Here is a 14,427-nt window from a genome sequence, read left to right on the forward strand (position 1 = left end):
GGGAGCGGCTCTCGGGTGGGAGTCGCCCGGCGGAGAGCCGCCCGGACAACCCTCCTCGTCAAAGTTGTTCGGGTTGTTCGGGTCGGAGGCGGATCGGCTGGCGGAAGCGGTCATATGGGCTAGCCTGCCGCGCCGCACGGCGCCGCGCCATGAGGTCTGCTGCCTTCCTCGACCGGGGGAAAACCCCCGCCCCGCAAGACGAGGTGTGACGGGCTGCTTACCGTCCCTTTATCAGGGCCTAGACTCCCGTGCGTACAGATCGTCGAACGGGCCTGTCGTCGAAGAGACTGAGGTCAGGGAGCGAGGGACGGGCGTGCGGGAACGGACCGTCGATGTCGCGGCGGAATTCGCGGCGGACTACTTCCAGTCCTATTCCGTCGTCGGGCTGCTCGCCGTCGTCGGCGTGCTGTTCGTCGCCGTGGCCTTCGGCGCCGGGCGCCTGTTGCGTCCGGTGGTCCCCACCCCGGAGAAGCTTCTGACGTACGAGTGCGGCGTCGACCCCGTGGGCGAGGGCTGGGCCCACACCCAGGTCCGCTACTACGTCTACGCCTTCCTGTACGTGATCTTCGCGGTCGACTCGATCTTCCTCTTCCCCTGGGCGACGGTCTTCGCCGCCCCCGGCTACGGCGCGGCCACGCTCGTGGAGATGTTCATCTTCCTCGGCTTCCTGGCCGTGGGCCTGCTGTACGCCTACAAGAAGGGCGTCCTGACATGGACGTGACGCCGAAAGCAAATGCGCCGGAGCATCCGGACCAGCCGGAGCATCCGGAACTGTCAGAGCAGTCGAAGCTGTCAGGGCAGTCGAAGCTGTCAGGGCAGTCGGAACAGGTGCTCTCGGAACCCGTTCCGCTGCCGGAACCGAAGCGCCTGGGCACCCTGGCCCGCCTGGCCCCGGAGCCGATGAAGGTGATCCTGAACTGGGGCCGCCGCTACTCGCTCTGGGTCTTCAACTTCGGCCTGGCCTGCTGCGCCATCGAGTTCATCGCCGCGTCGATGGCCCGCCACGACTTCATCCGCCTCGGCGTCATCCCCTTCGCGCCGGGCCCCCGCCAGGCCGACCTGATGGTCGTCTCCGGCACGGTCACGGACAAGATGGCCCCGGCCGTGAAGCGTCTCTACGAGCAGATGCCCGAGCCGAAGTACGTCATCTCCTTCGGCGCGTGCAGCAACTGCGGTGGCCCCTACTGGGACTCGTACTCGGTGACGAAGGGCGTCGACCAGATCATCCCGGTGGACGTGTACGTGCCGGGCTGCCCGCCGCGCCCGGAGGCGCTTCTCCAGGGCATCCTCAAGCTCCAGGAGAAGATCGCCCGGGAGTCCCTGCACGAGCGCTACGGCCCGAGCCCGGCCGGCCCCTCCGGCCCGGCCGTCTCCCGCCCCTCGCCGGCCGCCCTGCAGAGCGGCTTGGTGCGGCCCCCGGCCGCCGAGTCCCCCGCCGCGCCGTCGGGGGAGGACCGATGACCACGATCGGCTGGCTCCCCGCACCCGCCGACGAGCTCTTCGGCCCGCAGGCCACGGCCGAGGAGTCGTACGACGTCCTGACGGTCGACGTCCCGCCGACGTCCTGGACCGACGCCCTGCGCGTGGCCCGCGACCGCCTGAACTGCACCTACTTCGACTGGCTGAGCGCGGTCGACGAACCGGGCACGGGCTTCCGCGTCTCGGCGCACGTGGTGGCCCTGTCCCCGGTGCGCCGCCTGCTGCTGCGCACGACGATCCCGCACGAGTCCCCGACCCTCGCCTCCGCCGTCGACGTCTACGCCGGCGCGGCCTGGCACGAACGCGAGACGCACGAGATGTTCGGCGTCACCTTCGCGGGCCACCCCGCCCTGAACCACCTCCTCCTCCCGGAGACCTTCGAAGGCCACCCCCTGCGCAAGGACTTCGTCCTCGCCGCCCGCGTCGCCAAGGCCTGGCCCGGCGCGAAGGAGCCCGGCGAGTCCGAGCACGGCGGCCCCAAGCGGCGCCAGATGCTCCCCCCGGGCGTCCCCGACCCCAACGAGTGGGGCCCGCTGAAGGGCCAGCTCCCGCCCGCCCCAGCCCGCCCGGCCCGAGCGGCGACGGGGCGTGCGGCAGCGGGACGAGCGGCAGGCGACCGCCCGGTCCGCCGCGCCCGCACGGCATCGGAGGGCTCGGCGACCCAGCCGACCCCCACGACCCCTCCAACCCCAGATACCCCACCAGCCTCTCCGGCTTCCCCGGCTTCCCCGACTCCCGCGGCTCCCGCGGGCCCGGCGACTTCCGCGGGCCCGGTGGCTCCGGCGACGCCTTCCGGACCTCGCCGCGCCCGAAGCGCGAGCGCGGGCTCGGCGTCACAAAGGGCAGGTGCCCCGGAGTCCCCGGAGTCCCCGGGCGCCGCAGGAACCGAGCCCGCCGCGCCGACGGCACCGACGGCCCCCGAGTCGCCCCCGCGACCCCCGGCAGGACCGCGCCGCACACGCAGCGCCTCCCAAGGCTCGGCCTCCCAGCACACGCAGCCCCCGACGGCGCCCTCCGACGCCCCCGCCCGCCCCTCCACGGCCCCCCGCAGCTCCGACGCCCCCTGGCACCACGCCCGCCCGGCGTTCGACGAGCCCCAGCAGGCACCGGAGCCGAGCGAGCAACAGAACCCGAAGGACGAGCAGGCCCCCGACCTGGACCAGGCATCGGACCAGACGCCGGCACCGGACCGGGCGCTTGAGCCCGAGTCGGGCCGCGCGCCGGAGGTGGGCCAGGAGCCGAAGGCAGGCCGTGAGTCGGGGTCTGGCCATGAGCGGGAACCAGACCCGACGCCGGACCCGGAGCCCGATCAGCAGCCGGAGCCGGCTCAGGACCCGGAAGCAGTCCCGGACCCGGAAGCAGTCCCGGACCCGGAAGCCGTGGACTCGGAGTCGGCCGACCCTGAGCAGGCAGCCCCTGGGACGGCCACGCCCAAGCAGCCGGATCACGTCGAGGAGAAGCCCTCGTCCACCCGCGCTACCCCAGCCCGCGGCACGCCCGCCCGTCCCGACGGCACGGAACCCCCCGCCCCCGAGGACCCCACAGGAGGCCCGCAGTGAACGACGCTCTCGACGTCGCCCTGCGACTCCTGGTCGTCTTCGTCGTCTTCCTCACCTTCCCCTTGATCGTCGGTCAGACCGAGCACAAGGTGATGGCCCATATGCAGGGCCGCCTGGGGCCGATGTACGCGGGCGGCTTCCACGGCTGGGCCCAGCTCGTCGCGGACGGCGTCAAGTTCGTGCAGAAGGAGGACATCGTCCCCGCGGGCGCGGACCGCCGTATCTTCCAGCTCGCGCCGGCCGTGGCCCTCCTCCCGTATCTCCTGGTCCTCCTCGCCATCCCCATCGGCCCGGGCGAAGGCGCCGTCGGCCAGGTCGTGGACGCGGGCATCTTCTTCGTGCTCGCGGTGATGGGCGTCGGCGTGCTCGGCTCCCTCATGGCCGGCTGGGCCAGTGCCAACAAGTTCTCCCTCCTCGGCGGCCTGCGCACCGCCGCCCAGCTCCTCGCCTACGAACTCCCGATGCTGCTCACCGCCGCCTCGGTGGCGATGGCGGCCGGCACGGTGTCCCTGCCCGGCATCGTCGACGCCTTCGAGTGGTGGTGGCTGCCCTGGCAGATCACCGGCGCGATCGTCTTCTTCGTCGCCGGTCTCGCCGAACTGCAGCGGCCCCCCTTCGACATGCCCGTCGCCGACTCGGAGATCATCTTCGGTGCGTACACCGAGTACACCGGCCTGCGCTTCGCCCTCTTCCTCCTCGCCGAGTACGCCGGAATCGTCGTCCTGTGCGGTCTGACCACCGTCCTCTTCCTGGGAGGCTGGCACGGACCCTGGGGCGCCGACGGCCTCGGCTGGGTCTGGACCCTCCTCAAGGCCGCAGTCCTCGCGTTCGTCGTGATCTGGCTCCGCGTCACCTACCCCCGCCTGCGCGAGGACCAGCTCCAGAAGCTCTCCTGGACCCTCCTCGTCCCTCTCTCCCTCGCCCAGATCGCCCTCACCGGCATCGTCAAGGTGGTGATCCGGTAATGGCCCCCATCCCCGGCAGCGGCCTCGCCAAGGGCCTGGCCGTCACCCTCCGCACGATGACGCGGAAGACCGTCACCGAGCAGTACCCGGACGCCCAGCCCGAACTCCCGCCCCGCACCCGTGGTGTCATCGGCCTGTTCGAGGAGAACTGCACGGTCTGCATGCTCTGCGCCCGTGAGTGCCCCGACTGGTGCATCTACATCGACTCCCACAAGGAGACGGTCCCGCCCGCCGCCCCGGGTGGCCGCGAGCGCAGCCGCAACGTCCTCGACCGCTTCGCCATCGACTTCTCCCTGTGCATGTACTGCGGTATCTGCATCGAGGTCTGTCCTTTCGACGCCCTGTTCTGGTCTCCGGAGTTCGAATACGCCGAGACGGACATCCACGAACTCACCCACGAACGCGACAAGCTCCGCGAGTGGATGTGGACCGTCCCGGCCCCACCCGCCCTCGACCCCGCCGCCGAGGAGCCGAAGGAGATCGCGGCCGCCCGCAAGGCGGCCGAGAAGCTGGCGGCGGCCCAGGCCGCGTCGAACGCCCCCCAGCCACCCGAGCCGAACGCACCCCAGGGAGGAGAATCGTGACCCTCGCTCAGGCACACCACGGCTTTCTCTCCCCGACCGGTGTCGAGATCGCCTTCCTGCTCGTCGGGCTGGTCACCTTCGGCGCCGCCCTCGTCACCGTGACCACCAGGCAACTGGTGCACGCCGCCCTGTGGCTCGTGGTCGCCCTCGGCGGCCTCGCCGTCGAGTACCTCCTGCTCACCGCCGAGTTCATCGCCTGGGTGCAGGTCCTCATCTACGTCGGTTCCGTCGTCGTGCTCCTCCTCTTCGGTCTGATGCTCACCAAGGCCCCCATCGGCCGCTCCCCGGACGCCGACTCCGGCAACCGCTGGGCCGCTCTCACGGTGGCCGTCGCCGCGGCCGCCGCGCTCGTCTGGGTGGTCGTCGACGCCTTCCGCGCCACCTGGATCGATCTGGACGGTCCGGCCGCCGGCTCCACCGAGGTCACCGGCGCGAGCCTGTTCCAGAACTGGGTTCTGCCTTTCGAGGCCCTCTCCGTCCTTCTCCTCGCGGCACTGGTCGGCGCGATCGTCCTGTCCCGCAGGGCGAAGGCGGATTCGAGCTCTCCCCCTATGAACTCCCGAGCCGTCACCAAGAGTTCCCGATCCGTCACGGAGAGTTCTCCTTCCGTGCCGGACGCCCGGGAAAACCCGGCCGAGCAGGAAGGCACCCGCTGATGCACCTCGCCTATCCCGCCGTCCTGTCGGCCCTTCTCTTCTGCACCGGCCTGTACGGCGTCCTCGCCCGCCGCAACGCGATCCTCGTCCTGATGTCCGTCGAGCTCATGCTCAACGCCGTCAACCTCAACCTGGTCGCCTTCGACGTCTGGCTCAGCAGGACCACCGAGGAGACCCTGCACTCAGGTCAGGCCCTCACCCTGTTCACCATCGCCATCGCCGCCGCCGAGATCGGCATCGGCCTGGCGATCGTCCTCGCCGTCCACCGCAACCGGGGCACCGCGGACATCGACCGTCTCCGCGACACCGCCGAAGGCCACGAGAGCCCGGCGACCGACGGACCCGACAGCGACACGCCCGCGACCGGAACGGCCGCCGAGAAGGCTGAGGCCACCGCGTGACCACGACCACCCTCGCCGTCCTCGTCCCCCTCCTCCCGTTCCTGGGCGCGGCCGCCGGACTGCTCCTGGGCCGCACCGCTCCCGGCTTCGTGCGCCCCCTCGCCGTCCTGCCGACCCTCGCCGCGCTCGTACTGGCCGCGATCGTCGCCGTACGCCAGGGCGGAGACACCCCCGTCACCGCGGCGACCGAACTGACCCCCACCGGCTCGATCCCGATCGAACTGGCGCTGTACATCGACGGCTTCGCCGCCCTCGTCGCCCTCGTGGTCGGCCTCGTCGCCACCTGCGTGCAGATCTACTCGACCGGCTACCTGCGCGAGGACCCGCGCTACCCCTCGTACGCCGCGCTCGTCTCCCTCTTCACCTCCGCGATGTTCCTGGTCGTCTACTCCGGCGACCTGATCGTGCTGCTGGTCGGCTGGGAGGTCATGGGCATCTGCTCCTACTTCCTGGTCGGCCACTACTGGGAGACCCCGGAAGCCCGCGCCGCCTCCATCAAGGCGTTCCTCGTCACCAAACTCGGCGACGTCCCCTTCCTCATCGGCCTGTTCGCCCTCGCCACCGACGCCGGGTCCTTCCGGATCACGAAGGTCCTCGCCACCGTCGCCCACGGCGGCCTCGACCACCCGACGCTCGTCGCCCTGCTGCTCCTCGCGGGCGTGGCCGGCAAGTCCGCCCAGTTCCCCCTGCACACCTGGCTCCCGGACGCGATGGCGGGCCCCACCCCCGTCTCCGCGCTGATCCACGCCGCGACGATGGTCGCCGCCGGCGTCTACTTCATCGCCCGTCTCCTCCCGGTCTTCGAGGCGTCCTCGGCCGCGATGGTGACCCTCGCCGTGATGGCCGCCATCACGATGGTCGGCTCGGGCCTGGCCGCCCTCGCCCAGGACGACATCAAGCGCGTCCTCGCCTATTCGACGATCGGCCAGCTCGGCTACATGACCGGGGCCCTCGCCGTCGGCGACCGCGGCGCCGCCGTCTTCCACCTCCTCTCGCACGGCGCGTTCAAGGCGCTGCTCTTCCTCGCGGCAGGCGTGATCATCCACGCCGCCGGCACCAACTCGCTGGCCGCCATGTCCCGCATGAGCCACCTGCGCGACCGCGTCCCCGACGCCTACTGGACGATGACCGTGGCGCTTCTCGCGCTCGCCGCGATCCCGCCGTTCAGCGGCTTCTTCTCCAAGGAGTCGGTGCTCGGCGCCGCCGAGCACATCACCGCGGGTCACACCGAGCACGCGCCCGGCGGCGCGGGCTGGATCGTCCTGGTCGCCGGCCTGCTCACCGCCCTCCTCACGGCGGCCTACGCGACCCGCCTGTGGCTGCTGACCTTCCACGGCCGGGGCGCCGAGGCCCCCGACCACGGCCGCCAGCCACTGACCATGACCGCGGTGCTGTGGGTCCTGGCCGTCCCGTCCCTCGCCCTCGGCGGGCTCGTCTACCGCACCCTCCCCGACTGGTTCGACGGCAACGACCTCGCCCCGACCCTCACCACGTCCGTCCTGGGCACGGGCGTGGCCCTCGCCGGCGGGCTCGTCACCTACGCCGCCTGGCGCCATCTCGCGGGGCTCGCCGCCCGCGTACCGCTGGGCGCGGTCGCCGCCCACCCCGAGGGCGACGCGGGACTCGTCGAGGCCGAGGCGATCGCGACGCACGCGCCGGCCTACGGAGACGTGGCCTCCGCCCCCGACCCGGCAGACCCCGGGCGGCTCCTGCTCGGCCCGCTGCACCGCCACGCGGCCGTCGGCTTCCACCTCGACGCCGTGTACCGGGCGCTGTTCGTCCGCCCGGTCCAGGGCGGCGCCAGTCTCGTCCGGTTCCTCGACCGTGAGGTCGTCGACACCTACGTGCGCGGCGCGGGCGCCCTGCCCCGCTGGCTGGGGGCCGCCGTACGACGCGCCCAGACCGGCAACGTCCAGGCTTATGTGAGCGCGCTGCTCGCCGGCACCGTCGTCCTGGCGGTCGCCGCCCTTCTCGTCGCTTCGGGAGCGTGAGCGGGCGTGATCGATATCAACGAGTCCGTGATGCAGTTCCTTCTGGCATTCATCGTGGCCGGCCCGCTCCTCGGTGCCGCCGCCGCTCTTCTGCCGGCTCCGCCCGGGCTGAAGGGGAAGTCACCCGAGCAGGCCGTGCTGCGCCACGGCATGACCGTGACCGGCGCGATCCTCATCGCCGCGATCGTCCTCGCGCTCGGCTTCGACCACGACCATCCGTCGAAGATGCAGGCCACCACGGACATCAGCTGGATCCCCGCACTCGACGTGCGCATCCACCTCGGCATCGACGGCATCTCCCTCCCCCTGCTGGTCCTGACCGCGCTGCTGACCTTCCTGTGCGCGGTGTACTCCTACTTCAAGCGGCAGCAGCAGTCGCCGGCGCAGCAGACCGCGGACCCGTCCCCGAAAGCCTTCGTCGCACTCGTGCTCGTCCTGGAGTCCGGCACCCTCGCGGCCTTCGCCGTCCTCGACCTGCTGCTGTTCTTCCTCGCCTTCGAGATGGTCCTGGTCCCGATGTACTTCCTCATCGCCCGCTGGGGCGGCGCGGGCCGGACCCAGGCCGCCTGGAAGTTCATCCTGTTCACGCTGCTCGGATCCGTGGTCATGCTGCTCGGCCTGCTCCTGATCGGAATCAAGGCGGGCACCTTCGACATGGTGGCACTCGCCACTGACAACGGCCGGTCGCTCACCACATCCGTACAGGTCATCGCCGTTCTCGCGATCGGGATCGGGCTCGCCGTCAAGACCCCGATGTGGCCGCTGCACAGCTGGCTGCCCGACGCCCACACCGCCGCCCCGACCGTCGGCTCGGTCCTGCTGGCCGGAGTGCTGCTGAAAATGGGCACGTACGGGTTCGTCCGGATCCTGCTGCCCGTCGCACCGGACGGCTTCCGCACCTTCGCGCCCTACCTCGCGGCCTTCGCCGTCGTCGGGATCATCTACGGATCCCTGGCCTGCCTGGCCCTCGCCAAGCGGGGCGCGAAGGGCGACCTCAAGCGTCTCATCGCCTACTCCTCCGTCGGCCACATGGGTTTCGTCCTGCTCGGCATCGCGAGCATGACCCCCACCGGCGTGAACGGCGCCCTGTTCGCCAACATCGCCCACGGACTCATCACCGGCCTCCTCTTCTTCCTGGTCGGAGCGCTGAAGGACCGCACCGGCACGACCGATCTGGACACCCTCGCCGAGCAGACCGGCGCCGCGCTGTACGGCAGGACGCCCCGTCTCGGCGGCCTCCTCGCCTTCGCCGCCGTCGCCTCCCTCGGCCTGCCGGGCCTCGCCGGATTCTGGGGCGAGATGCTGGCCCTGTTCGGCGCCTTCGACCCGGCCGACGACCTCAGCCGGCCCGCTTTCCTCACCTTCATGGCGATCGCCGCGTTCGGCACCCTGCTGACGGCCGCGTACCTGCTCGTCGTGGTCCGCCGCGTCTGCATGGGCGTCGTCCCGCAGGACGCTCCGCGCCTCGCCGACGTACAGACCTACGAGTTCGCGGCCTGGGCCCCGCTCGTCGCCCTCACCGTCGTCGCCGGCCTGTGGCCGAAGGCCCTCCTCGGGCTGACCGACCCGGCCGTGCAACAGCTCCTCGCAGGAGGCACCCGATGAGCGCCCTGGCCCAGCCTGTGTTCCAGCCCCTGGCCGAGTCGGTGGTTCAGTCCGTCGACTGGTTGGCCATCGCGCCGCCCACCCTCGCGGCCGTCGTCGCCCTCGTCGTCCTCGTCGCCGACCTCTTCGTCGGCGACGCCCGCAAGCCGCTCCTCGGCTGGCTGTCGGTCGCGGGACTCGCCGCCGCCACGGCCCTCCTCCTGCCCCTCCTGGACGGCGACCGCTCCACCTTCTGCCTGACCGGCGACACACGCGTGTGCAGCTACACCGCAGACCGCTTCACCCTCGTCATCCAGTTCCTGGTGCTCGGGGGAGCGCTGCTGGCGGCCCTGCTGTCGGTCACCGCCCTGAAGGACGCGCGCGGGCGACTGCCCGAAGGCGAGTTCTGGTTCCTGCTGCTGTCCTCCGCCGCCGGTGCCGCCCTGCTGCCCGCCTCCCGCGACCTCGCCACCCTCGTCGTCGCCCTGGAGGTCGCCTCCCTGCCCGCCTTCGCCCTGGTCGGTATCCGGCACGGCGACCGCAGGTCCTCCGAGGCGGCCCTGAAGTTCTTCCTGTCGTCCGTCACCGCGACCACCGTCAGCCTCCTGGGCATCAGCTTCGTCTACGCGACGACCGGAACCCTCTACCTCACCCAGGTCGCCGACCGCATCCAGCACGTCGACGGCCGGCTGGACACCCTGGCCCAGACCGGCGTGGTCCTCACCCTGATCGGCTTCGCCTTCAAGACGGCCGCCGTCCCCTTCCACTTCTGGGTCCCCGACACCTACGTCGGCGCCCCGCTGCCCATCGCCGCCTATCTGTCGGTCGTCGGCAAGGCGGTCGGCTTCTCCGGCCTCATCCTCGTCACCGTCATCGGCTTCCCCTCGTACGCCGACGTCTGGGGCCCCGCACTGGCCGTGCTGGCCGCCCTCACCATGACCGTCGGCAACGTCGGCGCCCTCCGCCAGCAGGCCACGCGCGCGTACAGCGCCGTACGCCTGCTCGCCTGGTCCTCCGTGGGCCAGGCCGGCTACCTCCTCGTGCCGATCGCCGCCGCCGCGTACTCCGACGACGCCGAGCACGCCATCGGCTCCACCGTCGCCTACGCCCTCATGTACGCCGCCGTGAACCTGGGCGCCTTCGCCGTGGCCGCCCTGGTGGGCCGTACCAGCGAGACGAACCGGATCACGGACTACCGGGGCCTCTACGCGAAGAATCCGGCGGCGGCCCTCCTCCTCGCCTTCTTCCTGCTCTGCCTCGCCGGACTGCCGCCGGGCATCATCGGTCTCTTCGCGAAGGTCACCGTCTTCTCGGCAGCAGTCGACGCGGGCCTCGGCTGGCTCGCGGTCGTGATGGCCGTCAACGTGGTGATCGCCCTGTACTACTACCTCCAGTGGACGGCGCTGCTCTTCCGCGCCCCCGAAGGCGAGCCCGAGAAGCACCGCGTCCCCGCCCCGCTCACCGTCGCGATCACCCTCACAGCGGCCCTCGGCATCGCTCTCTCCGGAGCACCCCAGCTGGTGCTGCGCTTCACCGACACCGGCCTCTTCTGAGCCCGCACGCACGCGCGTGCCCCCCGTCCTCACCCGGACGGCCCACACCCCTGCCCGCAGGCGCAAGGGAACTAGTGCCTCCCGCCTGGCGTTGACCAGTACGGGAAGGTGCACTGGATGTGACACCACGGCACAGTGCCACCGAACACGAGCAAGATTCGCAAGCAAAGGGTTCCCCTGCTGCACGACTTGGAGGGCGTACCGTGCACCGCCGGCACAACGGGCTCAGGACCGCAGTACTCCTCGGGGGACTGTCCGCACTCATCATCGTCATCGGCAGCTTCTTCGGCCGCATGGGGCTGGTCATCGCGGTCCTGATCGCGCTCGGCACCAACGCGTACGCGTACTGGAACAGCGACAAACTGGCGCTACGCGCGATGCGTGCCCGCCCGGTGAGCGAGTTCGAGGCTCCGGCGCTGTACCGGATGGTCCGCGAGCTCTCCACCCAGGCCCGTCAGCCCATGCCCCGCCTGTACATCTCCCCGACCGAGGCACCCAACGCCTTCGCCACCGGCCGCAACCCGCGCAACGCCGCCGTGTGCTGCACGGACGGCATCCTGCGCCTCCTCGACGAGCGCGAACTGCGCGGCGTCATCGGCCACGAGCTCAGCCACGTCTACAACCGGGACATCCTCATCTCCTCGGTCGCCGGCGCGCTCGCCTCCGTGATCATGTTCCTGGTCAACTTCGCCTGGCTGATCCCGATCGGCCGCTCGGACGACGACGACGGGCCCGGCATCCTCGGCATGCTCCTGATCATGATTCTCGGCCCGCTCGCCGCCAGCGTCATCCAACTCGCCATCAGCCGCTCCCGTGAGTACGAGGCGGACGCCTCGGGTGCGCAGCTCACCGGCGACCCGCTGGCCCTCGCGAGCGCGCTGCGCAAACTGGAGACGGGCACCAAGCAGCTTCCACTGCCTCCGGAGCCCCGCATCGAGACCGCGAGCCACATGATGATCGCGAATCCCTTCCGCCCGGGCCAGGGACTCTCCAAGATGTTCTCGACGCACCCGCCGATGGCGGACCGTATCGCCCGGCTCGAGAAAATGGCAGGTCGCCACCAGTGAAGACCATCCTGAACGTCATCTGGCTGATCCTGAGCGGATTCTGGCTGTTCCTCGCCTACCTGGCCGCTGGAGCACTGCTCTGCATCACGATCATCGGCATTCCCTTCGGCATCGCCGCCTTCCGCATCGGCGTCTACGCCCTCTGGCCCTTCGGCTACACGACGATCGAGCGCCGTGACGCGGGAGCGCCCTCCTGTGTCGGCAACGTGCTCTGGCTGGTCCTCGCCGGCTGGTGGCTGGCCATCGGGCACATCGTCACCGGCCTGCTCCTGTGCCTGACCATCATCGGCATCCCGTTCGGCATCGCGAACTTCAAACTGATTCCGGTCTCGCTGTTCCCGCTGGGCCGCGAAATCGTGCCCTCGGACCAGCCGTTCGCGTCGCGCTGACGGTCCGGGCCCCAGCGGCTTGTGTCCACAGCCCGTCAGCGGCGCACGCCGCCCGCCGGTTGTCCACAGGCGGTGGGTTGTCCACAGGCCGGCCCGGTTGTCGGTGGCGGGCTGCATCATGAACGCATGACCGAGAACGAGCAGTTGTGGGCAAGGGTGGCGGCCGGAGCGGCCACCACCCGCCCCTGGGGTTGGCCTTCGCTCCCCGACCCCGTGGACGCGGCCACCGTGGCCCGTGCCGAGGCCGCGCTCGGCTTTCGCCTGCCACCCCTGCTCGCCGACCTCTACCTGCGTATAGGCGACGGCGGATTCGGCCCGGAGTACGGCCTGCTGCCCCTGCTCGACAGCTCTCCGGCCGGTGAACCCGCCGCCGTCGCCCAGTACCTCGCGAACCGCGCAAGCGGTCGCGAAGACCCCGACTGGCCCTGGCCCGAGGGTGTCCTGCCCATATCCCACTGGGGCTGCGCGATGTACGCGTGCGTGGACTGCCGCTCCCCGCAGGCGACGGTCCTGCTCTTCGAACCGAACGCCGGCGACCCCGACCACGCCTGGTTCGTCGACGCCCCCAGTCTCACCGCCTGGCTGCACGCCTGGCTCGACGGCACGGGCTGGTACGACACCATGAACGACGACCTGGACCCGACCCCCTGGAGCGAGTTCCGCATACGCACGGCGGCGACCGGGGTGACGACGCCTTAGCGGTGCACTGCCGCGCACCCGTTCCCCGAGCAGCCGCCCGCCCCGGGCCAGCCGTCTCTCTCCCCCAGGGACCCGCTCTCGTTCCCCGGCCCGTCGTCGCCTGCCCGCCGTCTCCTGCCGCCCGTCGTCGCCGTCGTCCGGCTATCGCGCGCCCGCCCAGCGCCGCCGTACCCCGTAAGCGAGCCCGCCCAGCGCCAGCACCCCCGCCCCCACGACCACCGAGGTCCTCGGCAGCGCGAACGCGAGCACCACACAGCCCAGGAGCCCCACCGCGGGCAGCAGCCGCTTCGCCGGGGCCGGATCGAGCGTCCAGGCCGATGCGTTGGCCACCGCGTAGTACGTCAGCACACCGAAGGAGGAGAACCCGATCGCGCCCCGGACGTCCACCGTGGCGGCCAGGACCGCGACCACCGCGCCCACGACGAGCTCGGCCCGGTGCGGTACCCGGAAGCGAGGGTGGACGGCGGCCAGGGCGCCCGGCAGATGCCGGTCCCTGGCCATGGCCAGCGTCGTGCGCGAGACGCCCAGGATGAGGGCTAGGAGCGAGCCCAGCGCCGCCACCGCCGCCCCGACCCGTACCACCGGCACCAGAGCGGGCACCCCCGCCGCCCGCACCGCGTCGGCCAGCGGGGCCCCCGCCCGTCCGAGACCGTCCGGCCCCAGCACGGAGAGGACAGCGACCGTCACGCACGCGTAGACGACCAGAGTGATCCCCAGGGCCAGGGGGATCGCGCGGGGGATGGTGCGTGCCGGGTCACGCACCTCCTCGCCCAGGGTCGCGATGCGGGCGTACCCGGCGAAGGCGAAGAACAGCAGCCCGGCGGCCGTCAGCACCCCGCCGACACCCCCGGAGACCCCGGCGTCCAGCCGCCCGACGTCGGACGCGCCGGACCCCAGGCACACGACCACCACGGAAGCGAGGACCGCCAGGACCACCGCCACGATCGCCCGCGTCAGCCACGCCGACTTCTGGATGCCGCCGTAGTTCACCGCGGTCAGCGCCACCACGGCCGCGACCGCCACCGCGTGCGCCTGCGCCGGCCAGACGTACGCACCGACCGTCAGAGCCATCGCCGCACAGGAGGCCGTCTTGCCGACCACGAACGACCAGCCCGCCAGATACCCCCAGAACGCGCCGAGCCGCTCGCGCCCGTAGACGTACGTGCCGCCCGAGGCCGGATACAGGGCGGCGAGTCGCGCCGACGACATGGCGTTGCAGTAGGCGACCAGTGCGGCGATCCCGAGTCCGAGCAGCAGCCCGGAGCCCGCGGCCTGCGCGGCGGGAGCGAGCGCCGCGAAGACGCCGGCACCGATCATCGAGCCGAGCCCGATGACCACGGCGTCACCGAGGCCGAGCGTTCGCCGCAGTTCGGCGCGCGATCCGGACTGTGTCATGGGCCGCACCCTACTGATCGACGGAACCGCCGTGTGCCGTGGTGACGTCGTCCTCATCGACACGACCCGAACCCGCGTGCGACGCAGGACGCGGGGCGGGACGGA

The 14,427-nt window shown here is 71.5% G+C and carries 14 protein-coding genes; 13 read left to right on the forward strand and 1 reads right to left on the reverse strand.

The window, feature by feature from the left end; all coding sequences use genetic code 11:
- Positions 1 to 313: 313 nt before the first annotated feature.
- The 13 genes from ASD48_RS18960 (at position 314) to ASD48_RS19020 (ending at position 12,927) form a co-directional block, all read left to right on the forward strand.
- The gene (locus ASD48_RS18960) at positions 314 to 721 is read left to right on the forward strand and encodes an NADH-quinone oxidoreductase subunit A (protein ID WP_020130187.1); all 408 of its coding nucleotides are present in this window, start codon (positions 314 to 316) and stop codon (positions 719 to 721) included.
- Positions 712 to 1,461, forward strand: coding sequence for an NADH-quinone oxidoreductase subunit B (locus ASD48_RS18965; protein WP_242432655.1), 750 nt, complete (start codon positions 712 to 714; stop codon positions 1,459 to 1,461). Before ASD48_RS18960 ends, ASD48_RS18965 begins: the two co-directional genes overlap by 10 nt.
- On the forward strand, positions 1,458 to 3,038 hold the full coding sequence (locus ASD48_RS18970; protein WP_057602836.1) for an NADH-quinone oxidoreductase subunit C: 1,581 nt from the start codon (positions 1,458 to 1,460) through the stop codon (positions 3,036 to 3,038). The genes ASD48_RS18965 and ASD48_RS18970 overlap by 4 nt, the downstream gene beginning before the upstream one ends.
- Positions 3,035 to 4,003 carry a complex I subunit 1 family protein gene (locus ASD48_RS18975; protein ID WP_057602837.1) on the forward strand — a complete coding sequence of 323 codons (969 nt, stop codon included), beginning with the start codon at positions 3,035 to 3,037 and terminating at the stop codon, positions 4,001 to 4,003. Before ASD48_RS18970 ends, ASD48_RS18975 begins: the two co-directional genes overlap by 4 nt.
- Positions 4,003 to 4,587 carry an NADH-quinone oxidoreductase subunit I gene (locus tag ASD48_RS18980; RefSeq protein ID WP_057602838.1) on the forward strand — a complete coding sequence of 195 codons (585 nt, stop codon included), beginning with the start codon at positions 4,003 to 4,005 and terminating at the stop codon, positions 4,585 to 4,587. The genes ASD48_RS18975 and ASD48_RS18980 overlap by 1 nt, the downstream gene beginning before the upstream one ends.
- A complete protein-coding gene (locus ASD48_RS18985) occupies positions 4,584 to 5,243 on the forward strand; it encodes an NADH-quinone oxidoreductase subunit J (RefSeq protein ID WP_057602839.1) in 660 nt (219 codons plus the stop codon). The genes ASD48_RS18980 and ASD48_RS18985 overlap by 4 nt, the downstream gene beginning before the upstream one ends.
- Positions 5,243 to 5,644 (forward strand): NADH-quinone oxidoreductase subunit NuoK, encoded by a 402-nt coding sequence (gene nuoK / locus ASD48_RS18990; RefSeq protein WP_057602840.1) that lies wholly within the window; start codon positions 5,243 to 5,245, stop codon positions 5,642 to 5,644. The genes ASD48_RS18985 and nuoK overlap by 1 nt, the downstream gene beginning before the upstream one ends.
- The gene (locus ASD48_RS18995; protein WP_057602841.1) at positions 5,641 to 7,635 is read left to right on the forward strand and encodes an NADH-quinone oxidoreductase subunit L; all 1,995 of its coding nucleotides are present in this window, start codon (positions 5,641 to 5,643) and stop codon (positions 7,633 to 7,635) included. The genes nuoK and ASD48_RS18995 overlap by 4 nt, the downstream gene beginning before the upstream one ends.
- A gap of 6 nt (positions 7,636 to 7,641) precedes the next feature.
- Positions 7,642 to 9,240: an NADH-quinone oxidoreductase subunit M gene (locus ASD48_RS19000; RefSeq protein WP_057602842.1), complete on the forward strand. Its 1,599-nt coding sequence runs from the start codon at positions 7,642 to 7,644 to the stop codon at positions 9,238 to 9,240.
- Complete coding sequence (locus ASD48_RS19005) at positions 9,237 to 10,772, forward strand: NADH-quinone oxidoreductase subunit N (protein ID WP_199875869.1); 1,536 nt, start codon at positions 9,237 to 9,239, stop codon at positions 10,770 to 10,772. Before ASD48_RS19000 ends, ASD48_RS19005 begins: the two co-directional genes overlap by 4 nt.
- Positions 10,773 to 10,975: 203 nt before the next feature.
- Positions 10,976 to 11,839, forward strand: coding sequence for a zinc metalloprotease HtpX (gene htpX, locus ASD48_RS19010; RefSeq protein ID WP_020130197.1), 864 nt, complete (start codon positions 10,976 to 10,978; stop codon positions 11,837 to 11,839).
- Positions 11,836 to 12,228 (forward strand): YccF domain-containing protein, encoded by a 393-nt coding sequence (locus ASD48_RS19015; protein ID WP_057602843.1) that lies wholly within the window; start codon positions 11,836 to 11,838, stop codon positions 12,226 to 12,228. Before htpX ends, ASD48_RS19015 begins: the two co-directional genes overlap by 4 nt.
- A gap of 126 nt (positions 12,229 to 12,354) precedes the next feature.
- Complete coding sequence (locus ASD48_RS19020; RefSeq protein WP_057602844.1) at positions 12,355 to 12,927, forward strand: SMI1/KNR4 family protein; 573 nt, start codon at positions 12,355 to 12,357, stop codon at positions 12,925 to 12,927.
- A 141-nt stretch (positions 12,928 to 13,068) separates the two neighbouring features.
- On the opposite strand, the gene ASD48_RS19025 is transcribed toward ASD48_RS19020, so the two are convergent.
- Complete coding sequence (locus tag ASD48_RS19025) at positions 13,069 to 14,322, reverse strand: APC family permease (protein ID WP_057602845.1); 1,254 nt, start codon at positions 14,320 to 14,322, stop codon at positions 13,069 to 13,071.
- Positions 14,323 to 14,427 lie beyond the last annotated feature (105 nt).

Source organism: Streptomyces sp. Root1310 (genome assembly GCF_001426425.1).
Classification (GTDB): domain Bacteria; phylum Actinomycetota; class Actinomycetes; order Streptomycetales; family Streptomycetaceae; genus Streptomyces.